This window comes from Hyphomonas oceanitis (assembly GCF_036964545.1).
Taxonomy (GTDB): domain Bacteria; phylum Pseudomonadota; class Alphaproteobacteria; order Caulobacterales; family Hyphomonadaceae; genus Hyphomonas; species Hyphomonas oceanitis.
In genome coordinates, this window is the sequence record NZ_JBALTL010000005.1 from 348,179 (window position 1) to 369,288 (window position 21,110).

Genomic DNA, 21,110 nt, shown 5'->3' on the forward strand with positions numbered 1-21,110 from the left:
CAGGGATGCCCTATTCACCCCCTAATCGCAAGACTTTCGCTGCAGGCCTGACGCCCCATGAACCACCCTATCGAGACCATTACGAGCCCGTCCAATCCGCTTATCAAGTCATTGAAAAGTCTGGAAAGAAAAAAGGGCCGTAGCGAAACGGGCCTGTTCCTGGCCGAGGGCGCACGTCTCGTCGAACAGGGGCTGGAGCAAGGCTGGAAGGCAGAAACGCTCGTTATCACGGCGACCATGGCAGAGCGGCCACACCTGGCAGCCCTTGCCAAACGCGCCAGCGCGGCCGGCGCGCGCGTGGTTCTGGCGCCTGAGCGGCTGATGTCGAAGGTGACCCACAAAGACAATGCGCAGAGCGTGATCGCCTCCTTCCACCAGCAGCACCGACCGCTGGATGCCCTGACCAAGACCGGCGACGGCATCTGGATCGCCCTCTACGAAGTACGCGATCCGGGCAATCTGGGCACCATCCTGCGCACCGCCGACTGCGCCGGGGCGAGCGGGGTTGTTCTGCTCGAAACCTGCTGTGATCCCTACAGTTTCGAAACAGTCCGCGCCTCGATGGGGTCGATCTTCGACATGCCATTTGCGAACGCCTCGTTCGACGCGTTCAACAGCTGGCGCCAGGCGCAGGGCTTGTCGCTAACCGCTGCTTCGGTGAACGGCACAGCGCGGCATGACAAGGCGCCTTTTGGGGCGCGGTCAGTCATCATCATGGGCAATGAACAGGCCGGGCTGCCGGAAGCGATTGAGGCGCAGTGCGATACGCTCGCCCTCATCCCGATGCGCGGCGGGGCGGACAGCCTGAACCTGGCACAGGCCACCGCCATCATGACCTATGAGGCCTGGCGGCAGAGGGATTTCACATGAAAACCGAGACCAAACTCCTCATCGCCGACGACTGGGACGACTATGCCCTGCTCGACAGCGGCCACCTGAAAAAGCTGGAACGCTTTGGCAGCCAGACCGTCATCCGGCCCGACCCGCAGGCCTTCTGGGAGCCCGCGCGCCCGGTGGACACATGGAAAGCGGACGCCGCCTTTCTCAGCAAGAACGACGACGAAGATGGCGGCGGCAACTGGGAAACCCTGTCGCCCCGCGCGGCCGAAGACTGGCCGATGCGCTGGAACGGGCTGACCTTCACCGCCCGCCGCACCGCCTTCCGCCACATGGGCGTTTTCCAGGAACATTCAGTCCACTGGCGCTTCGCGCAGGAGCAGATCCGCGCCGCCAAACGGCCAGTCAAAGTGTTGAATTTATTCGGATATACCGGGATGATGTCCCTCGCCTGCGCTGCTGCTGGCGCCGAGGTGACGCATCTCGATGCGAGTCCCAAATCGAATGGCTATGGCAAGGACAATCAGGCGCTGAGCGGCCTGTCGGACCGCACGATCCGCTGGATCGCCGATGACGCGATGAAGTTCGTCGCTCGCGAAATCCGCCGCGAGAACCGCTATGATGCCATCGTTCTCGACCCGCCGAAATTCGGCCGCGGCCCCAAGAACGAGACCTGGCGTTTCGAGCAGGACCTGCCCGAACTGCTTGATAATATAAAGGAATTGCTGGTCGAGAAGCCACTCTTCGTGATTGCAACGGCCTATGCGGTGCGCCTCTCATATCTCGCCCTGTCGCAGACGCTGGGCGACCGGCTTGCCTCCTTTGGCGGCATCATGGAACAGGGGGAAATGGCCCTGCCGCAGCAGGGCTCCAGCCGCCTTCTGCCGACCGCGCTCTACGCCCGCTGGCGCACCAGCTAGGCAGGAAAGGCCCTGCCTTTTCCATCAGCTGCGCCCCCCGGACAGATGCCCGGATAAAGCCCGAAAACACCCCGAAGACCATACGGACCTGCCCGAACAGCCTGCGGCTGTCGGCTAGCAAGTCACAGCCAACCCTCCCCAGACCTGACATTCGCCCAAAAGAAAACGGCGGCCCCGAAGGACCGCCGTTTCCGATTTTGGTTAGGTCAGAAAACCTAGAACGTGGCTTTCAGGCCGATCGTGTAGGTACGGCCGAAGACGTCGTACGTGCTTGGGAACGTGTTGCCCGAGTTCGCATCCGTCGAACCAGCTTCGTTACCAACGACTGGCAGATCTTCTTCGAACAGGTTGCGGACACCAACGGTGAGGCCAACCATGTCGTTAACCTGGTAGCTGCCGGTCAGATCGAAGTAGTCCTGGGCCTTGATTTTCTCGAAGCCATCAAACGTTGCCGCTTTCTGGGTGTCCTGAATTTCGACTTCGCCGAGGTGACGCCAGTTGAGCGAGAGGCTTGCAGGGCCCATGCTCCAGCTGGTGCGCTGTTGGAAGCGGAATTCAGGGGTCGGGTAGCAGTCGTTACCGTACTTGCCGAGGCAGTCGATCGCTGGCGAAGCCGACGAAGACAGGCTTTCCTGAGTCATCAGGAAGCTACCGTAGAACGAGAAGTTAAGCGCGCCGTACTGGTCGAAGTCCATACCGGTCGATGCGACGAGGTCGACACCTTCGGTACGGATATAGTCCAGGTTGGTCGTGTAAGTGTCAACGCCCGAACCGGCCGTTGCAAGCGAGCCACCGATACGGTTGATCTTGGCACACTCGTTGAGATCTCCGGCGATATAGCACTGGTCCAGAACTTCCTGTGGAGAGAATGAACCGATGTAGTCGGAGATTTCGATGTCGTAGTAGTCAAGCGAGATCGTGGTGCCCTGAAGCGGACCCATGTTGAAAGCTGGCTGATACACGAAACCAGCTGTGAACGTATCAGCTGTTTCTGCGTCAGGCAGAGCGGCTGGATCCGAACCTTGGAACTGGTTGATCTGGCCCGACACAATGTCACCAACGACACCCACGAGCGCAGGGTTCACACCTGTCGCGACGCAGCGTGCAGCAAGCTCGGCACTGATTGGATTAGGGTTGCCATCGGAGCATGGGTCGAAGGACGCATCGCCGAGACCGGTGGTGATTGGCGAACCAAGCTCACCGATGTTTGGAGCACGAACAGCTTTCTGTTGCATGACACGAACGCGGAACGAGTCTGTCAGAGCCCAGTTCACACCGGCCTTCCAGGTTTCGTTCTGGCCAACCGACGAGTAGTCGGAGATACGGCCACCGAGCTCGAGGCTCACGTCTTGTGCAAACTGCTTGCCGCTGATCAGTGGCACGATCGTTTCAGCAAAGAGTTCGATCACGTCGAAGGACGACGAAACAGGAAGCAGGTTACCACCGGCGCCGCCGAGGCAGCTTGTTGGAGCCAGTTTCAAGCATTCGTCAGGCGTGGTCGAGCCGCTTTCTTCACGGTACTCTGTGCCAAGTGCGAACTGAAGCGGGCTATCAGCGAAAGGCGACGTCAGCATTTCAACCGGACCCGAGATCGAGGCGGAAGCAATGTTCTGCGTGTAGTTGCGCTTTTCGATGGCCGTTGCGCTCGAGTAGCCAGCCATGGCTGGTGTGATCGAACCAAAACCGGTCGAGAAGAGATCGAGCGGCACACAGCCGTCGGTCGTCGAACCACCAGGTGTTGTACATGTGTCGGCGCTGATTGTGTTCAGGGCCGTCGCGATGTTTGCAACGTTGGTATAGCCGGCATTCACGTTCGTACGGTCGGATTCGCCGTGCGAGAACGAGATGTCATAGTTCCAGCCATTGTCGAGATCGCCACGGATACCCGTGAGGATCTGGAACGTGTTGCTGTCATAGGCAGTCGAACGTGCACCAAGCTCGGTCGTACGACGACGGATAGGAGTCGAGATGGAGTCCTGATCGTCGAAGATGCCGTTGTCGTTGAGGTCGTTCACGCCGACGTCAGCAAAACCAACAGCTGGGTTGTCAGCGAGGAACGTGTTGATCTGGCCGAGGATCGCGGTGCGAGCCGAGTCAGACAGGAACGGGTTCTGCAACGGAACTTCGAAGACGTTACCGAACACGCCCGATGGCGCAACCTGTTGCGTCACGTTGATCGACGAGAACGATGCACGTGCATAGGCCTCGATGTTGTCCGTGATGTCATACCGTGCCGTCGTGAACGCGTTGTAGCGCTGCTGTGGCGTCTGGTAATAGTTGAACGGGTTGAAGTTGAAGCGCGAGCAACGTGGGCCAACTGTGCCGTCGTTGCGGATTTGCAGCGAACCACCGGTCAGGTCGAGTGTCGTCGGGATCGTTGTGGTCGAACCAACACCCGATTCGAACGCCGTGGTGTCCGGGTTGTCGCAGTTAGCTTCTGGCGAAGCAGGTGCGCCGCCTTCGTTCGGGCCATTGGCCGTCGCGATGCCAAAGAGACCGAGTTCACGGTCGCCGAGCAGAACAGCTTTACGATCGGTGTGACCCATCGAAACCGTCACGTTACCGCGGCCGCCGTCAAAGTTGGCGCCGAAGAGCGTTGCGATGTCATAGATCTGGCCGTCGCCTTCTTCGGTGACGGTGTACTTGGAGTCGACTTCAACGCCAGCAAAGTCCTGACGGGTGATGAAGTTGATCGCGCCAGCCATGGCGTCCGAACCGTAAACAGCGGAAGCACCGCCGGTGACGACGTCAACGCGCTCAAGCATGTTCACCGGGATGGCGGAAACGTCGACCTGGCCGTTCACGTCGAACGGGGTCATGCGCTTGCCGTCAACAAGGATCAGGCTGCGCTGCGTGCCGAGGGCGCGCAGGTTGACGGTGGTTGCACCGGCCGTACCGTTGTTTGTGTTCTGACCGTCGCCTGGGACAGTGATCGGCAGGTCTTTGAAGAGACGCTCGACTTCAACAGTCTGAGCAACTTCAAGCTCTGCACGGCCAACCGTCGCGATCGGGCTGGACGAAACGACGCCCGGGCTCTGGATGCGCGTGCCGGTGACATAGACAGTTGCCTGACGGGCAGTGGTGTCTTCAGCGGCTGGCGCTGCGACGGTATCGACTGCCGGATCTGCTTCTTGTGCGGTGGCGAGTATGCTCGCCGATGCCATGAATGCAACGCCCGCGAATACGGACGAGGCAAGCAGGCGGGACTTAATAGTATTCCCGTTCACGTTGGTACCTCCAATGATTGAAAATGGCGCCTCCTCACAAGGCGCGTTCCGGACCCCTGATTCCGGAACTTGGCAGTATCGATAGGGCTTTCGTCACGTAGCCGTCAACGCGCCGTTACCTTTCCGTCATTATTAGATTCAGGGTGTGGTTTATTTGCCTCAGTTGAGGGTATTTCCTGCCTCAGGTGAGCACGAAGCTGAGAATGACTAGGCCGACAGCAAGGCTGACGAGCAATATCATGCTGAAAATCAGGAGGATGGTAGCGCCGAGCAGGGACGCGACAAGACCAGAGCCGTAAATTACCCTTAACATCCTGTAAATATAAACAAAAACTGCCAGAAGAGCCGCTCCGGGCGCCGCATAGGCCAAATGGGGGAAAATGGCCGTAAAGAGCAGCACAAGTGTCCCCAGAATATACAGGAACGTCTGGAAGTGCAGGCTGGCGACAAGGTGGTCAAATACATAGAACTTGCGCCACCATGCGTACATCAGTGTCAACAGTAGCGCGAAAACCGGCAGGAAGAGAAGACTGAAGCGCGGCGCCCATTGCCGCAACCTAACGCCGAAACGGTCCTGGTTCTCGTAAACGGTTGCGGCCTTGTCGGCAGCGAGAAAACTGGTCCTGAGCTCCGCATCTGTCGTCCCCGGACTTGCCTGCTGCTTGACCATTTCGTGCAACTTGGCCCGGTCGATCGTGCCGTCCGGCTGCATGATGTCGGCAAACCGCACGCTGTCCGCAACGACGTCATCCGCTGGTGGCGTTTCGGGACCCGCAGGCGCGCCAGCCGGCGGCGCGTCCAGGGCCGCGTCAATTGCGCTGGGGGAGAAGTCCATGCCGCTCTTGCTGTACGGGTCGAATGTCCAGCCCTCGAACCAGCGCTGCGTATCGTTCATCGTGAAGATCGTCAGGAAGAAGATCACCGATGCCAGCAGGAACATGCGGAACGGCGGCACATAGCGCGCCCGCTTGCCGTCAAGATAGTTGCGCGTCATCCGCCCCGGCCTGAACATCAGCAGGGGAAGCGACCGCAAAAGCCGCCCATCCAGCGCGAACATGTCGGCGATGCTCTCGCTGACCAGCTGCCAAAGCGGCCGGTGGAAGCTGGAGGCCAGCTGGCCGCAGGCCGAGCAGAAGCGGTCCGGCACCACCGCGCCGCAATTCTCGCACGGCTTGCCGGAATTCACCGGGTGATGAGTTCCCTTGGACAGGCCGCCAAGGGAGGCAGCCCCCGCTGCTTCGATGTCATGCTCCATGCCGCCCTCCCGCGACGCTGAGGCCTATTCTGCCTTCATGCCCTCCCGGCAGATGTAGCGCGAACGGTGCTGATCCACTGCATTGTCGGTCCAGCCCGTCAGGGTGGGATCGACGAGATTCTTGGTCACCTGGAACCACATCGGCGTAATCGGATAGTCGTTCAGCATCAGCTGTTCGGCCTCGGCAAAGGTTTCGGCCCGTTTCTTCAGGTCCATCTCAGCATTGGACTTGGCCAGAAGCGCGTCATATTCCGGGTTCTTGTAGCGGCCATAGTTCTGCTGGCCGGTATTGGATTCCAGCAAATAGAGGAAGTTCAGCGGGTCGTCATAATCCGCCACCCAGGCGCCGTCCGCGACCTGGAAGTCGGACTGGCGCAGGCGGGCATACAGCACTTTCGTGTCCTGCTTGATGATGACCGGATCAACCCATGGGGCAATTTCGGCCCAGTTCTGCTGCGCGACCGGGGCGGCCTTGGGGTTGTCGTCGGTCGAGCGGTGAATGAATTCAAAGCGGAAAGGCTTGTTCGGGCCATAGCCCGCTTCGTCCAGCAGGCGCCGGGCTTCGGCCAGGCGGTCTGCGCGGGGCATGTCCTTCCACTCAACGGTCGGGCGCACGACATCGTAATTGTCGATGCCCGGAGGGACCATGGAATAGGCGGGCACATAGCCGGAAGTAAGTACGTTGCGGGTGATGAATTCCCGGTCCAGCGCCATGGCAAGGGCCTTACGAACGCGGATATCGTCGAACGGCGGCTGGGTGGAATTGAATGACCAATAGGTCGTGATCAGGGACGGTGAAGTATGCGGCCAGCCGGGAAACTTCTGTTCCAGCTCGGCCTTGCGCGCTCCATCGAATGCATTGTTGATGTCCAGCTCGCCGGCTTCAATCTTGTTCTCGACGGCCGTCTGATCCTCGAGTTCGTAATACACAATACGATCGAAACAGACATCCGCGGCGCCGAAGCCCGTCGGGTTCTTTTCCGACACGAGCTGGTCGCCGGTGCGCCAGTAGACCAGCTTGTAAGGGCCATTGGTGACGATGTTGCCCGGCTGAATCCACGCGTCACCATATTGCTCCACGACGTGCTGAGGTACCGGATAGGTCGTGTAATGGGTCAGGAGGCCCGGCAAATAGGGCGCGGGATAGTCGAGCGTGACCTCAAGCGTCTTGTCATCAATGGCCCGCACGCCAAGCTCTTCCGGCGCCATCTCCCCTGAATTCACCTTGGCGGCATTCTTGATGACGTAAAGCAGCGACGCATACTGCGACGCGATCGTCGGGTTCTGGATGCGGCGCAGGGCATAAACGAAGTCACCCGCCGTCACCGGCTCACCGTCCGACCACACATAATCCCCCAGATGGAAGGTCCAGACCAGACCATCGTCGGTGGTTTCATAGCTTTCGGCCATGCCATTCACCGGCTTGCCGTCCTGGCCATGAGTCATCAGGCCGATCATCATGTCGCCAATGACAATATTCTCCCATTGGGCCGATGACTTGTGTGGATCGAGCGTGTCGACCTTGGCTGAAATACCCCTGCGCAGGGTCGGCACATCGTCGGCCGCTGTGCTGCCACCACCGCCACAAGCGGCCAGTGTGAGCGCCAAAGCAGCGGCGAGGGTCGAACTCATCAGGGATTTCAGCAACATGTTTCCTGTCTCCGGTGGCTTCCCGGCTCTCGCCAGATTTGCCACACTGCTGCCAGACTGATGCAGCTTTGGGAAGCCTGCGTCGTAAAACGATTATGGAGGACGCCCCGAAATGACCCGATTCCTGAGCGCGATTGCCGCGATCTGCCTTGTTTCGCTGCCTGCCATTGCAGAAAATGCCTCAACCGGGGACGTTTATGCCTGCGCCGAAATCACCGGCAATGACGAGCGCCTGGCCTGCTATGACGCCGCCGTCGGACGCCTCAAAGCTGCTGAAGACGCTGGCGAAGTGACCACGGTCACCCGTGCCGAAGTCGAGCAAGCCAAGCGCGAAACCTTCGGATTCTCCATGCCGTCCCTGCGCTCTTTGGGGTTCAAGAATGACGACGGCTCGCAGGAAAAATTCGACGAAGTGACCCTTGCCGTGAAATCGGTCAGCCGCGACGCTGCAGGGAAGTTGCGTATCACGCTCGAAGGCGGACAGGTCTGGGTGCAGAATGACGGCATGCGGATTCGCGCCAAAAATCCTTCCGAAGCCCGTATTTATGCGGCCGCCCTTGGCAGCTACAAGATGAAGATCGATGGCGGCATGGCCTTCCGGGTTCGCCGGGAACAATAGCGCCGCCTCGATTTTCCCTTGGCAAGCGAGGGTCCATTCGTCACTCTCTCCCGCAAGTACCGACAAAAGGTACACGGGAGGAAACAACATGAGCAGATTTACGGGATGGGCCCTGCCCGCCCTCGCCTTGGCCGCATGCGCGCCCAGCACGCAGATCACGACGGATCTTGAGGCGGCCCCGCCGCCCCCGGACACCGCCACGGTCGACGCCAACCCGACACGGAATGCCTATTTCGGCGACGTCCATGTCCATACCAGCAATTCCTTCGACGCCTATATCTTCGGCGTAAGGGCGACGCCCGATGATGCCTACCGCTTCGCCAAGGGCGAAGCGATCCGGCATCCGGCGGGTTATGACATCAAGCTCGCCGGCCCGCCGCTCGACTTCCTCGCTGTCACGGACCATGGCGAATATCTCGGCGTGGTCCCTGCGATGGACACGGCCTCGTCCCCCCTCTCGCAGACAGCCCTGGCGCAATCGGTGTTCGGCCCGGACGCCACCGATCCCGGCACGTCCTTCCTGCGCGTCGGGATGACCGTGGTGACAGGACAGGAGATTGAGGAAATCTATGACCGCGACCTAATCGATTCCGTCTGGGCCGCGACGATCGCCTCGGCTGAAAGCAACAATGAGCCGGGCAGGTTCACCGCATTTTCGGGCTATGAGTTCACCTCCATGCTGCCGGTTCCCGGCGATGGCCCGGCAGCAGCTGCGAACCTGCACCGCAATGTCATCTTCCGTGGCGAGGCGCCCGCGCGCCTGTTCTCGACGCTCGATTCCACCAATCCGGAAGATCTTTGGGCCTGGATGGAGACCGAGCGCGCAGACGGCCGGGATGTGCTTGCGATCCCACATAATTCGAATGCCTCGAACGGCCAGATGTTCGCCCTGCAGACATACAAGGGCGAGCCCCTGACGGCTGGCTATGCCACGACCCGCATGCGCAACGAGCCACTTGTGGAAGTGTCACAGGTCAAGGGCACGTCGGAAACCGCCCCCACCCTGTCGCCCAATGATGAATGGGCCGATTTCGAACAGTACGAATATTTCATCGGCAGCACGGTCAAGTCGACGCCCAGTGAGGGCGACTTTGTTCGCCCCGCCTACAAGGCCGGTCTGGCGTTGCAGGAAACCGAGGGCTTCAACCCCTTCAAGTTCGGCCTCATCAGCTCCAGCGACACGCATGTTGCGGCGGCCTCGCTGGTCGAGGAATTCCATTGGGGCAAGACACCCCAGGACGGTGCCAGCCCCGAAGCCCGCCGATCCGTTCCGCCAAACGGCGCCACGACATGGGAGGGCGCCGAAGACCCGAGCACCAGACGGCAGATCACCGCGACGCAGTTCAGCTCCAGCGGCTTGGCCGGTGTCTGGGCCGAGTCCAACACGCGCGAGGCCATTTTCGACGCCATGCGGCGCAAGGAAACCTTCGGCACATCCGGCCCGCGCATGAAAGTGCGCTTCTTTGCCGGCATGGATTACGCGTCCGAAATGCTGGGCTCGGCTGCGCTGCTTGAAACAGCCTATGCGGACGGCGTGCCGATGGGCGGCCAGCTTGAGAAGGTCAGCGGCGATGCTGCACCGGGCTTCCTTGTCTGGGCGATCCGCGATCCGCTGAGCGCGCCGCTGCAACGGGCGCAGGTCGTGAAAGTCTGGTCCGATGGCGGAAAAACGCATGAGGCCGTTCACGATGTCGCCTGTTCCGGCGGCGCCGTTCCGGATGCGACAACCCATCGCTGCCCGGACAATGGCGCCAGCGTCGACATTTCCGATTGCAGCACAGAGCCCGGCAGCGGCACCAGCGAACTGAAAGCCTACTGGCAGGACCCGGATTTCGCGCCGGACCTCGAAGCGGCCTATTATGTGCGTGTGCTGGAAAACCCGACCTGTCGCTGGTCAACCTGGGATGCGGAGCGCGCAGGCACGCCGCCTAATCCGGAATTGCCGAAAATGCTGCAGGAGCGCGCCTGGTCGTCACCGATCTGGTATGCGGGCTATTCGGGCGAGTAAGGCCTCAGGCCGCCGTGCGGACGAGTTCGAAACGTGACCGCACGGTGGGCGCAGCATCAGGCGAGACCACGACACCGGTCTTGATGAGCGCGATCATGTGGCCGAGCACAGACATGGCGGCCGCAGGGTGGAGGCGTTTCTCGACATCGGCATACATGATCTCGACCATGGCCGGGATAGACGTTTGACCGTTTCGCAGGTGTTCGAGGATCGCCGCTTCGCGGGCGCGACGGTGCTTGGCGTATTCTGTGATGAACTCGTTGACGAAGTCCTTGCCGCGCACGGGGTCGCCATGCGTCGGCCATAGCGTGTCGAAACCCTTCACACGGATCTTCTCGAGACTGTCCATATAGTCGGCCATGTCGCCATCCGGCGGCGCAACGACGGTCGTGGACCAGCCCATGATATGATCACCGGAGAGGCAGGCATTCTCTTCGCGCAGGGCAAAGCAGAGGTGGTTGCAGGTGTGGCCAGGCGTCTCGATCACGTCGATTGTCCAGCCGGGGCCGGAGAACGTGTCGCCGTCACCGACCATGACATCGGGCATGAAGCCAAGATCGTCAGCGCTGCCGAGTTCGCCCTTAGCCGTCGGTACACCGCAATTCTTCGCATAGGTCTTGCAGCCAGCCCATTCGGCCATCGGCATGGCGAGCGGAGAATGATCAGAATGGCCATGCGTGACCAGAACGTGCGTCACGGTCTCGCCTTCGAGAGCTTTCTTCAGGGCGGCAAAATGCGTCTCGTCCATCGGGCCGGGATCGATGACCGCAACCTCGCCATGGCCCACAATGTAGACGCCTGTGCCGACATAGGTGAACGGGCCCGGATTGTTGGCGATGACACGGCGGATCAGCGGTGAGACCTGCTGGACCTCGCCATATTCGAATTCGATGCCGCGGACGTAGGGAATTGCCATTGTATAACTCTTGAACTTTCGCCTTGCTTGCGCCGGTCAGCGCTTCTTCGGTGCGAACGCCCCGGCAAAGGCCCGGGCCATGCGGCGCGTGGCGCGAAGCTTCGCAGCCAGTTTGAGCGCCACTGGGGGACCCATGTCGGTCTTGTTCGCATCGACGATATAGATTCGACCGGACATTCGGTCACGTAGGACGTCTACCCCGCCCCAGTCCAGCCCAAGCTCTGCAGCAAAACGCTCAATCACGGCAATTTCATCAGCCGTGTAGCAATTGGCAGGCTCATCGAGCAAAACTTCAACATTCTCGTTGAGGAAGCGGCGCTCCAGAGGGCGACGCTTGCGGAACACGACGGTCGGGCGTCCGCCGACGAGGCAGCAGCGCAGGTCTTCGACCAGTCCGCCTTCAATCTCATTGTCGATCAGCAGCTGGTAGGCCTTGCCCTCGACCGGCGCATCAAGCGGGCCTTCGAGCACGCGGCCGTCATGCGCTGCATTCATTTCCGATTTCTCGACCATGCGCCCCTGATGGGTGGTCGGATCAACTTTCAGCGTATAGCCGGAGGCGCGCTCGAACACTTCGGCCACGGTGGTTTTGGACACATCCTGGCAGCCGAAATTGACGAGGCGTGCGCCCTCTTTGACGGCGGGAATGGCGTTGTCGGTTTCGGTGGAATCGTCGAACTGGAAAACAATGTCGGCGGTCGAGACGTCATCAATCAGCTTGGCGCCGGAGACGTGCATGACCGGCCAGATGAAATACCAGGGGCGCGGCTTGTCAGGATAAAAGGCGATGGTCGGGCGCTTGTGACCCGTTACGCGGCGCCATGTGCGCCATGTCTGGGCAAAGAAATAGAAGCAGAACCAGATAAAAATGCTGTGCAGGAGCGACAGGTCCGGAACAATCCGGTGCCCGGTTTTCTTCACCAGGATCGTACCCTCGTCGTATTTGAAATCCGTGATCCAGAGACGCTCTGACATCGGGTCAACTCCTGTCGCGGGAACAACGGATGGCTGCACCCTCGGTCCGCTTGCCTCGCACGGCGGTTAATCACTGACAACACACTTAATGCGGCGCAATTGTGAATAATTGATCACAATTGGCATCATCAAGTGGCCTGCCCCGCGCTAGAGCAGCGACTCAAGACTGGACAGATCATATCCGGCGGCCGCTGCGGCATCAATGATATCGTCAGCAGAGCCCTGTCCGGCCTGCGTCAGGGCCCAGGCCGTGATGCTGCGGGTGCCCGTGCGGCAATATGCCAGAACCGGCTGGGGCGCCTCGTTCAGGATGTTGGCCATCCGCTCGACGATTTCAGGCGTGGGCGCGCCGGAGAATGGCAAGGCCGCAAAGCTCAGGCCAAGCGATTCGGCCTTGGCCCTTATCGCGCCCATGCGCGGCTGATCGACACCGCCCTCGCCATCGGGCCGGTTCGCCACAAGTGTCTTGTAACCGGCGGCGGCAATCGCCTCCACATCATCCTCGGAGATTTGCGGAGCGACGGAAAAGGCGTCGGTTACGCGTCGAATGTCTGCCATGGGAAATATCCTGAATGTTGCCGCAGTCTTGATTGGCTCTGTACACAAGCTAAGGAGGATGGCGCAACCTTCCAAGCGGCACGCGCAATCTTTCGGGATTTCGCCGTGTTATCAACAGAAAGTCTCCCGCCCTTGTCATCCCTCCAGAGAGCTCTCAGCCGCGTTCCATGGGCCTACACGTTCCGGCGCCTCCTGATTGCCATCCCGACAATGCTGGCCATTATCACGATGGCTTTCCTGATGATGCGCGCCGCGCCGGGCGGACCTTTTGATGGCGAGCGCAAACTGCCCGCCGCCACGGAACAGGCCATCTCGGCCAAGTTCGGCTTCGACAAGCCCCTCCACGAACAGTATTTCAACTATGTCGGCGGTGTGCTGCAGGGTGATTTCGGGCCGTCCTACAAGACACTCGGCAAGAGCGTTAACCAGCTGATCGCCGACGGCCTGCCGATTTCGCTTACCATCGGCTCCCTCGCCATGCTGCTCGGTCTCGGGCTTGGCACGCTCCTCGGCGTCTTTGCGGGGCTCCGACAAAACACGGCGGCAGACTTCACCGTCATGGGCGTCGCCATGGCGGGCATATCCATACCGACCTTCGTGACAGGACCAATCCTGATCCTCCTCCTCTCCCTTGGCGCCGGCATCTTCGCCGTTGGCGGCCTAGGCGAATACCCGAACATCGGCATGAACTGGCACAACATGACCCTCCCGGTCGTCGCCCTCGCCCTGCCCCAGATCGCCATCATCTCGCGCCTCATGCGTGCCTCGATCATCGAGACCATGCGCTCCAACCATATCCGCACCGCGCGCTCGAAAGGCCTCTCGGAACAGCAGGTCATCGTGCGCCACGCCCTGCCGGCGGCCATGCTGCCCCTGATCTCTTATGCGGGCCCCGCCATGGCCCGTGTCATGACCGGCTCCGTTGTCATCGAGAAAATTTTCGGCCTGCCGGGCCTCGGCTCCTATTTCGTCAACGGCGCCCTCAACCGGGACTACACGCTCGTGATGGGCGCCATCATTGTCTATGCGGGCCTGATCGTAATCCTGAACCTCGTCGCCGACGTGCTCTATGCGGTGCTTGACCCCAAAGTGAAGTACGACTGATGACCGATATCGACCCCCTCCTCGACCCGACCGGCCGTATCCAGCCCGTCCGCCAGGCCATTGTCGGCGGCCGCTCCCTCTGGGACGATGCGCGCGCGCGCCTGTTCCGCAACAAGGCCGCCGTCATCTCGATGTGGATCCTTGGTGTCATCGTGATCGTCGCCGTGTTCGGGCCGATGGTCTGGATGAATGACTACAAGGAAATCTCCGACCTTCGGACAATCGCCCCCACACTGGAGGGCGGGCACATCCTCGGCACTGACATCCAGGGCCGCGACCTGTTCGCCCGCCTGATGATCGGCCTGCGCATCTCGCTCATGGTCGGCGTTGTGGCGACGGCTGTCAGCCTCGTCATCGGCGTCACATGGGGCGCCACAGCGGGCTATCTCGGCGGCCGCATCGACAATTTCATGATGCGCATCGTCGACGTGCTCTACGCCCTGCCCTTCATCTTCTTCGTCATCCTGCTGCTCACCGTGTTTGAGCGGAACATCGTGCTGATCTTCGCTGCCATCGGCGCCATCGAATGGCTGACCATGGCGCGCATCGTTCGCGGCCAGACCCTCGCCATCAAGGGCAAGGAATTCATCGAAGCCGCCCGCGCCTCCGGCGTGTCGCGCCGCGCGATCATCCTGCGCCACATCCTGCCCAACGTGATCGGCCCGGTGGCCGTCTATGTCACGCTCACCATCCCGGTCGTGATCCTGGCGGAAAGCTTCCTCTCCTTCCTCGGCCTCGGCGTGAACGAGCCGCTGACATCGCTCGGCGTGCTGATATCGGAAGGCGCCAAGACGATGGGCGAAAAGCCATGGATGCTGCTAGCGCCTGCCATTACCATGGCGGTCACGCTGCTCTGCCTCAACTTCATCGGCGACGGCCTGCGCGACGCGCTCGACCCGAAAGAGCGCTAAAGCACCTTCTCCATCGCGAAATTATGGATCTCAACGCCGTCGATCTCGAACGTGCGGCGCTGCACCACGGCAAAGCCCTGCTTCAGGAAAAACCGCCGCGCCGCCGCACTGGCCTCAACATGAAGCCGCGCCATACCCACCGTCAGCGCATGCCCTTCGAGTTCTGCGAACAGAACCGCGACGGCGCCCCTCCCGGCAATCGCCGGCGAAGCGTAGAGCAGGTCGATATGCCCGTCAGGCTCGAGATCGATAAAGGCGAAGGCACACCCGGCCTGATCCGCCAGCACCCAGACACGCCGCCCATCACCCAGACGCTCGGCCAGCGCATCCGCTGACGGCACACGCCCGAGCCAGGCGGCAACCTGTGCCTCGCTATAATTCGCAGGGCCAATCGCGGCCACGGCCTCGCGGAATATCTCCGCAAGCCGCGGCACGTCCTCGCCCCGATAGGCGCGAACCGTCAGATCGCCATCCGGCTGGCGCATGGCCCACCTCCCGGAACAAAGGCCTAATTCAGGCGCGTCTGGATTTCGGTGAGCAGGTCGCTCACGCGCTTCGAGTTCGCGCCAAGGTCCGACAGGCCCACCCGGCTGATCGACCGCACGTCGATGCGCGAGCCTTCACCTTCGGGCATGACGCGGATCATCACGTCATCCTTGAAGTCGAACCAGAAGGAACTCACCGTCGCTTCGATGCTGCCGGACTGAACGTCGTCAGTCACAACGGTCCAGCCGCGCGCCTTCACCGCTTCGAGGGCCGCTTCATAGGCCATGTCATAAGAGGCGGCCGGCTCGACCAGCGTTTCCAGCATGGGATAAGGGGCGTTCTTCGGCGAAGATTGCTTGGCCGGATCAAATTCAGCTTCTTCCTGCACTTCGGACACAAGCCGTCCACCCGTGCCCGGCCAGCGCGCATCGGCGGCCTCCGGCACAATCGGTGCAGCCTCGACCGGGTTCAGCGCGCCCGTTTCGGCGCGGTCTGCCAGCAGGGCCTCGCTTGGCATGATCGGGTTGGCCCAGTCGGTCTGCACATCATGCAGCGGCGGCAGGCGCTCGGCCTGGCCCTTGAAAGCAATCACCCGGCCAAAGGCGAGCGTGGAAATCAGCAGTGCGCCCAGTGCCAGCATCAGCGCCTGCTTGCGCGGCGACTTGATCACGGCGAGGAGGATGGCGATCAGCGACACGGCAAGCGCCAGCATCAGCAGCATCGGGCCCCAGCCAATCGTCATCTTGCCAAGGCCGAACTGCCAGCCCCAGAGGCCGAGCTTGGTGCCTATGGCCGCAATCGCGAACCAGAGCACCGAAAAGATCGAGAGCCCGAGGGCAAAGCCCGCAAACTTGCCGCGCCAGCCAGCGTCCTGCGATACATCATTCATGTCTGCCATTGGCTCAACTCCCTCGATTTTCCCATCAGATAGCGCGACCTGCCGAACTTGTCGCCCCCGACTTATCCAACAGTTTTCTGGTTGCGGTCAGTAACAATCACGGCATATCGGGAAAATCTCTCCGACACCGGGCGCGCGGGCTTATGATGACAGGTGATGTCCCTGCTTACGCCCCCTGATTATGTGCCTGCGCATCTCGTGCCGATCTGGCCGTGGATATGGCTGCAGCATCAGATCCTGCTCGCGTGGATTCGGCTCACCTATGGGCGGGGCTATCGCTATTGCTGGGGCGCGACACATTCCGGGCGCGTCTTCCTGATCTCTATTGATCTGGAATCGCGCGACCGCGCACATGTCCGCCCCCTCGCAGCACACGCCTCGCCACAGCTGGCTGCTGCGCTCAGCGGAGTAGACCCCGCGCCCGCATACGTGCAGTTAATGTCTGACCGGCCGCAACCGCGCGCCGTTTCGTCCCGCCTGCCGCGCCATCCGGCGGTGCAAGCAACCGCCCTGCCGCTGCCGGATTCCTGACCCGGCAGCCGCAGTTCGTAGAATTCAGCCCCACAAGCAAGCGCCCTCACAGGCGCCGCTTGTGCTGCTGGAAAGGCCTTAAGCTGTTGGCAGCTTATAGTCCTTGAACGTCTCACGCAGGGCGAGCTTGTTGATCTTGCCCGTCGCGCCCAGAGGGATTTCGTCCACGAAAGCCACATCATCCGGCGTCCACCATTTGGCGATCTTGCCTTCGAGCGACTTCAGGACTTCTTCCTTGCTCGGCTTTTCGCCGGGCGCAGCCTGGATGATCAGAAGTGGACGCTCATCCCATTTCGGGTGGTAGATGCCGATGGCGGCCGCGTTGGCGACTTTCGGGTGGCCGACAGCAATGTTCTCGATGTCGATGGAGGAAATCCATTCGCCGCCGGACTTGATTACGTCCTTGGCGCGGTCGGTGATCGTCATCGTGCCGTATTTGTCGATGTTGGCCACGTCGCCCGTGTCGAAGAAACCTTCATCACACAGCACTTCGCCGCCATCGCCCTTGAAATAGCCGGACGCAATCGCCGGGCCGCGCACCATCAGCTTGCCGGATGTGTTGCCGTCACGCGGCAGTGTCTTGCCGGAATCGTCAACGATCTTCAGCTCGACGCCGAAGGGCGGACGTCCCTGCTTCAGTTTCTGCTTCATGCGCGTGTCGATATCGGCATTCATCAGGTGCGGCGGCAGTGAGCCGAGCGTGCCCAGCGGCGATGTTTCGGTCATGCCCCAGGCGTGGACAACGTCCACTTCATAATCTTCCTCGAAGGCCCGCAGGATCTTCTCCGGAATGGCCGAACCGCCGATCAGCACCCGGTTGAGGTGAGGCAGCTTCAGGTCGTTTTCCTGAAGGTAGTTGAGCAGCATCAGCCACACGGTCGGCACAGCCGCCGTGATCGAGACCTTCTCGGTGTCGAGCAGCTCATAGATCGACGCGCCATCCATCTGCGCGCCCGGCATCACCATGTTGGCACCCGTCGCCGGACAGCTGAGGGCCAGGCCCCAGGCATTGGCGTGGAACATCGGCACAACCGGCATCACCGAGTCAGCCGCGCCCATGCCCATCGCATCCTTCGACATCGTGATCAGCGTGTGCAGCACGTTCGAGCGGTGGGAATAGAGCACGCCCTTCGGATTGCCCGTCGTGCCCGACGTGTAGCAAAGGCCACATGCTGTCTCTTCCGGGAAGTCGCCCCAGCGGCACTCGGTCGAACGGCCATCAACCCAGATATCAAACGCAATGGCGCCCAGCGTGTTTTCCGGCATCGTGTCGGCATCGGCATAGATCACGAAGGTCTTCACCGTCAGCAGGTGGTCCTTGATGGCTTCGACAATCGGCAGGAAGGTCTTGTCGAAGATCAGCACCTTGTCTTCGGCATGGTTGGCGATCCAGGCGATCTGCTCAGGGTGGAGGCGCGGGTTGATCGTGTGCAGGATCGCGCCAATGCCCATCGTGCCATACCAGGAGGCCATGTGGCGCTCGGAGTTCCAGCCCAGCGTCGCGACCCGGTCACCCATGCCAATGTTCAGGTCTTTCAGCGCATTGGAGACCTGTTTCGACGTATTGAACAGGTCGGCATAAGTCGTGCGGACGATATTGCCTTCCACGCGGCGCGTGATGATCTCACGGTCACTGTGGATCGTGTTCGCGTGTTCAAGAATCTTGTTAACCGTGAGTGGCCAGTCCTGCATGATGCCGAGCATCGGGTCTCCTCCATGGGGTGCGCCTCAGACAGGCGACGATTTCTGCGTTGCCCCCTGCTTTATTCGCGGTATTGCTGCCATGCAAGGATGAGGAGTCGCACCCATGTTGAGATTTGCGTTACTTTGCGGAATGTTGCTGACCGTCGGATGCAGTCCCGAGCCGACAGAGAGTGAAAATCCGGAAGCGACCCAAGGGCAAGTCTACACCTGCGATCTCGATCCCGACACGGGCAAACCACTCCCCGATACTTGCGGCACACGCAGTTCTGACACCGGTTCCAATTCGATAAGCCTGTCCGAATTGAAGAAACTTCCCCTGCCAGCCTATTTCGACTGCGTGCGCGAGAACAAGGGCCTGCTCATCGCGGCCCATCGGGGTGGCCCGGCGCCGGGCTATCCAGAAAACACGCTCGAAACGCTCCAGCATGCTTTCGCCGAGGGCATCCGCGTCTTTGAAGTCGACATCGCCGAGAGCCGCGACGGCGTCATGCTCCTGATGCACGACAACCGGCTCAACCGCACCACCACCGGCGACGGCTATGTTGCCGACACAGACTGGGCGGACCTTGCCGGCCTCCGCATGGTCGATGATGACAACCAGCGCACAGACTTCCACCCGCCCAAGCTCACCGATGTGCTCCTCTGGGCCAAACAGTCCGGCGCCATCCTCGAACTCGACCGCAAGCCGACCACCAGTTTCAAGAATATCGCGTCCGCCGTCCGCGCCGCCGGAGCGGGCGACAATGTCCTCCTCATTTCCTATTCCGATGATGAAGCCGCCGAGATCGCCGCCGCTGACTCCGGCCTGATGATGACCGCCGGTGCCAAGGGCTCACGCGACATTGGCCGCCTCGAATCCCTAGGGGTCGACCGCACCCGCCTCGTCGCCTGGACCGGCACCAGCTCACCCGACTATGCCGCCTGGGCCCGCGACATTCAGGAAGGCGTCGAGCCCGCTTTCGGCACGCTCGGTCGCAAGGGCGAACGCCTCGACGACCAGTATTGGGCCGATGGCGATGCCAGCGAATACCAGGACCTGGTCGACAACGGACTCGTCCTCCTCGCGACAGATGAGCCTTACCGCGTCGCCTCCGCCCTCAAGTCCGACGACCTCGCCCGCGAGAAATGCGGACGTTGACGCAAGCGGAAACCCGGCGTATTTGCGGCCCCGGTTTGAGACACCAGCCGCTCGCCGGGACAAAATCCCGAAGGTGAAGATCTCACAGGCGCCTCACAGCGGCTGTTTCCATCAGGATGCTGAACCTCTTCCAGCGGTCCTGCGGCAAGGCGAGCCCCCGCGTTGACGTGACCGCTTCTGGATGACGGTAAAGGATCTGAAACCCATGTCTCCCACCATCAATACGCGCGAACAGGCGAAGGCCCGTGCGCGTGAAATCCGCGCCGTGGAAACACTGGCCGGCCACCCCATCTCGCACTCCGCCGCGCTCGAACGCGTCGCGACCGAACTCGGCTATCGCGACTGGAACACCGCCTCGGCGCGCCTCTCCAACCTGCCCGAAGTGCCGGTGCAGGTCGGTGACCGCGTCACCGGGCTCTACCTGAAGAAGCCGTTCGAAGGCGTCGTCATCGCCGTGCGCGACATTGGCGGCGGCTCGGCCTTCGAGGTGACGCTGCACTTTGACGAGCCGGTCGATGTGGTCGAATTCGAAAGCTTCTCGGCCTACCGCCAGCGCGTCAAAGCGACGATCTCGGCCGACGGCAGCTCATGGGCAAAGACCAGTGACGGCCACCCGCACATGCGGCTCCTGTCCGTGCTGAACGGGATCGTCTGAGGCTCAGGGATAAAGGCGCGTCGTCGTCCAGCTATCGCCATCGCGCGTATAGCGCAGCCGGTCATGCATGCGGAACGCCTGGTCCTGCCAGAACTCGATCTCTGTCGGGGCCAGGCGGAACCCGCCCCAGAATTCTGGGCGGGGAATGTCTGGCCCGTCGCCGTAGACTTCAGAGACTTCGGCGATGCGCTGCTCGAACACGGAACGGTCCGGCAAGGGGCGCGACTGGTCCGACGCGATGGCACTGATGCGGCTCTGCGCGGCGCGGGAGGCGAAATACGTGTCCGCCTCGGCCTCGGAGACCTGTTCGATATTGCCCCGGATGCGCACCTGACGGCGCAGGCTCTTCCAGTGCAGGCACAGCGCCGCTTTCGGATTCGTCGCCAGCTGGCGCCCCTTCATGCTCTGCAGGTTCGTGAAAAACGAGAAACCGGCGTCCGAAATCTCTTTCAGCAGCACGATCCGCACGTCCGGCATGCCGTCTGGATCCACCGTCGCCAAAGACATCGCGTTGGAATCATTCAGCTCCGCCGCGCGCGCCTCGGCCATCCAATCCTTGAAGAAGGCGATCGGATTATCGACCAGCGGGATCAGCGGCCGGTCGCGCTCCGAGGCATAGTCGGCGGCGCTGGGCGAAGGTGGGATGACTGGGGACACGATAAATCTGCCTTTTTCCGGGTTTGTTAGGCTTCATGTTTTCATATAGGAGGCATCCAGC

At 61.3% G+C, this 21,110-nt stretch carries 19 protein-coding genes; 9 read left to right on the forward strand and 10 right to left on the reverse strand.

What is annotated here, in order from left to right; genetic code table 11:
• The first annotated feature begins 57 nt into the window (after window positions 1–57).
• Both V7651_RS15355 and V7651_RS15360 read left to right on the forward strand, forming a co-directional pair.
• Window positions 58–870 (forward strand): TrmH family RNA methyltransferase, encoded by an 813-nt coding sequence (locus tag V7651_RS15355; RefSeq protein WP_035540187.1) that lies wholly within the window; start codon window positions 58–60, stop codon window positions 868–870.
• On the forward strand, window positions 867–1,757 hold the full coding sequence (locus V7651_RS15360; protein ID WP_335613669.1) for a class I SAM-dependent methyltransferase: 891 nt from the start codon (window positions 867–869) through the stop codon (window positions 1,755–1,757). Before V7651_RS15355 ends, V7651_RS15360 begins: the two co-directional genes overlap by 4 nt.
• Before the next feature lie 215 nt (window positions 1,758–1,972).
• Here the strand turns inward: V7651_RS15360 and V7651_RS15365 are convergent, their stop codons facing one another.
• The 3 genes from V7651_RS15365 to V7651_RS15375 form a co-directional block, all read right to left on the reverse strand.
• Window positions 1,973–4,984 (reverse strand): TonB-dependent receptor plug domain-containing protein, encoded by a 3,012-nt coding sequence (locus tag V7651_RS15365; RefSeq protein ID WP_335613670.1) that lies wholly within the window; start codon window positions 4,982–4,984, stop codon window positions 1,973–1,975.
• Window positions 4,985–5,165: 181 nt separating this feature from the next.
• Window positions 5,166–6,239, reverse strand: a complete 1,074-nt coding sequence (locus tag V7651_RS15370) for a DUF3667 domain-containing protein (protein WP_335613671.1) — start codon at window positions 6,237–6,239, stop codon at window positions 5,166–5,168.
• A gap of 24 nt (window positions 6,240–6,263) precedes the next feature.
• A complete protein-coding gene (locus tag V7651_RS15375; RefSeq protein ID WP_335613672.1) occupies window positions 6,264–7,889 on the reverse strand; it encodes a peptide ABC transporter substrate-binding protein in 1,626 nt (541 codons plus the stop codon).
• 112 nt (window positions 7,890–8,001) lie between these two features.
• Here V7651_RS15375 and V7651_RS15380 point away from each other — a divergent pair, with 112 nt between their 5' ends.
• Both V7651_RS15380 and V7651_RS15385 read left to right on the forward strand, forming a co-directional pair.
• Window positions 8,002–8,508 carry a hypothetical protein gene (locus V7651_RS15380; protein ID WP_335613673.1) on the forward strand — a complete coding sequence of 169 codons (507 nt, stop codon included), beginning with the start codon at window positions 8,002–8,004 and terminating at the stop codon, window positions 8,506–8,508.
• A gap of 88 nt (window positions 8,509–8,596) precedes the next feature.
• Window positions 8,597–10,516: a DUF3604 domain-containing protein gene (locus V7651_RS15385; protein ID WP_335613674.1), complete on the forward strand. Its 1,920-nt coding sequence runs from the start codon at window positions 8,597–8,599 to the stop codon at window positions 10,514–10,516.
• A gap of 4 nt (window positions 10,517–10,520) precedes the next feature.
• Here the strand turns inward: V7651_RS15385 and V7651_RS15390 are convergent, their stop codons facing one another.
• From V7651_RS15390 to V7651_RS15400, 3 genes are all read right to left on the reverse strand, one after another.
• Window positions 10,521–11,432, reverse strand: coding sequence for an MBL fold metallo-hydrolase (locus V7651_RS15390; protein ID WP_335590570.1), 912 nt, complete (start codon window positions 11,430–11,432; stop codon window positions 10,521–10,523).
• Window positions 11,433–11,468: 36 nt separating this feature from the next.
• Window positions 11,469–12,407 carry an ATP-grasp domain-containing protein gene (locus V7651_RS15395; protein ID WP_335590569.1) on the reverse strand — a complete coding sequence of 313 codons (939 nt, stop codon included), beginning with the start codon at window positions 12,405–12,407 and terminating at the stop codon, window positions 11,469–11,471.
• Window positions 12,408–12,554: 147 nt separating this feature from the next.
• The gene (locus V7651_RS15400) at window positions 12,555–12,965 is read right to left on the reverse strand and encodes a protein tyrosine phosphatase family protein (protein WP_034738388.1); all 411 of its coding nucleotides are present in this window, start codon (window positions 12,963–12,965) and stop codon (window positions 12,555–12,557) included.
• Window positions 12,966–13,097: 132 nt separating this feature from the next.
• Between V7651_RS15400 and V7651_RS15405 the strand changes: the two genes are divergently transcribed.
• Both V7651_RS15405 and V7651_RS15410 read left to right on the forward strand, forming a co-directional pair.
• Window positions 13,098–14,069 (forward strand): ABC transporter permease, encoded by a 972-nt coding sequence (locus V7651_RS15405; RefSeq protein ID WP_335613675.1) that lies wholly within the window; start codon window positions 13,098–13,100, stop codon window positions 14,067–14,069.
• Window positions 14,069–14,980: an ABC transporter permease gene (locus tag V7651_RS15410; RefSeq protein ID WP_035540162.1), complete on the forward strand. Its 912-nt coding sequence runs from the start codon at window positions 14,069–14,071 to the stop codon at window positions 14,978–14,980. Before V7651_RS15405 ends, V7651_RS15410 begins: the two co-directional genes overlap by 1 nt.
• Here V7651_RS15410 and V7651_RS15415 read toward each other — a convergent pair.
• Both V7651_RS15415 and V7651_RS15420 read right to left on the reverse strand, forming a co-directional pair.
• Window positions 14,977–15,465: a GNAT family N-acetyltransferase gene (locus tag V7651_RS15415; protein WP_335613676.1), complete on the reverse strand. Its 489-nt coding sequence runs from the start codon at window positions 15,463–15,465 to the stop codon at window positions 14,977–14,979. The two genes, V7651_RS15410 and V7651_RS15415, sit on opposite strands and share 4 nt — an antisense overlap.
• A gap of 23 nt (window positions 15,466–15,488) precedes the next feature.
• Entirely contained in the window at window positions 15,489–16,364 is an 876-nt protein-coding gene (locus tag V7651_RS15420) for a DUF1499 domain-containing protein (RefSeq protein WP_335613677.1), read from the reverse strand.
• 156 nt (window positions 16,365–16,520) lie between these two features.
• On the opposite strand from V7651_RS15420, the gene V7651_RS15425 reads away from it, so the two are divergent.
• Window positions 16,521–16,895, forward strand: a complete 375-nt coding sequence (locus V7651_RS15425) for a hypothetical protein (RefSeq protein ID WP_335613678.1) — start codon at window positions 16,521–16,523, stop codon at window positions 16,893–16,895.
• A 78-nt stretch (window positions 16,896–16,973) separates the two neighbouring features.
• Here the strand turns inward: V7651_RS15425 and V7651_RS15430 are convergent, their stop codons facing one another.
• Complete coding sequence (locus V7651_RS15430; protein ID WP_035540152.1) at window positions 16,974–18,599, reverse strand: long-chain-fatty-acid--CoA ligase; 1,626 nt, start codon at window positions 18,597–18,599, stop codon at window positions 16,974–16,976.
• Between the two features lie 103 nt (window positions 18,600–18,702).
• Here V7651_RS15430 and V7651_RS15435 point away from each other — a divergent pair, with 103 nt between their 5' ends.
• On the forward strand, window positions 18,703–19,737 hold the full coding sequence (locus tag V7651_RS15435) for a glycerophosphodiester phosphodiesterase family protein (RefSeq protein WP_335613679.1): 1,035 nt from the start codon (window positions 18,703–18,705) through the stop codon (window positions 19,735–19,737).
• Window positions 19,738–19,942: 205 nt separating this feature from the next.
• Window positions 19,943–20,392: a glyoxalase superfamily protein gene (locus tag V7651_RS15440; protein ID WP_335613680.1), complete on the forward strand. Its 450-nt coding sequence runs from the start codon at window positions 19,943–19,945 to the stop codon at window positions 20,390–20,392.
• Window positions 20,393–20,395: 3 nt separating this feature from the next.
• Here V7651_RS15440 and pdxH read toward each other — a convergent pair whose 3' ends face one another.
• Window positions 20,396–21,052 (reverse strand): pyridoxamine 5'-phosphate oxidase, encoded by a 657-nt coding sequence (gene pdxH / locus V7651_RS15445; protein ID WP_418887256.1) that lies wholly within the window; start codon window positions 21,050–21,052, stop codon window positions 20,396–20,398.
• Window positions 21,053–21,110 lie beyond the last annotated feature (58 nt).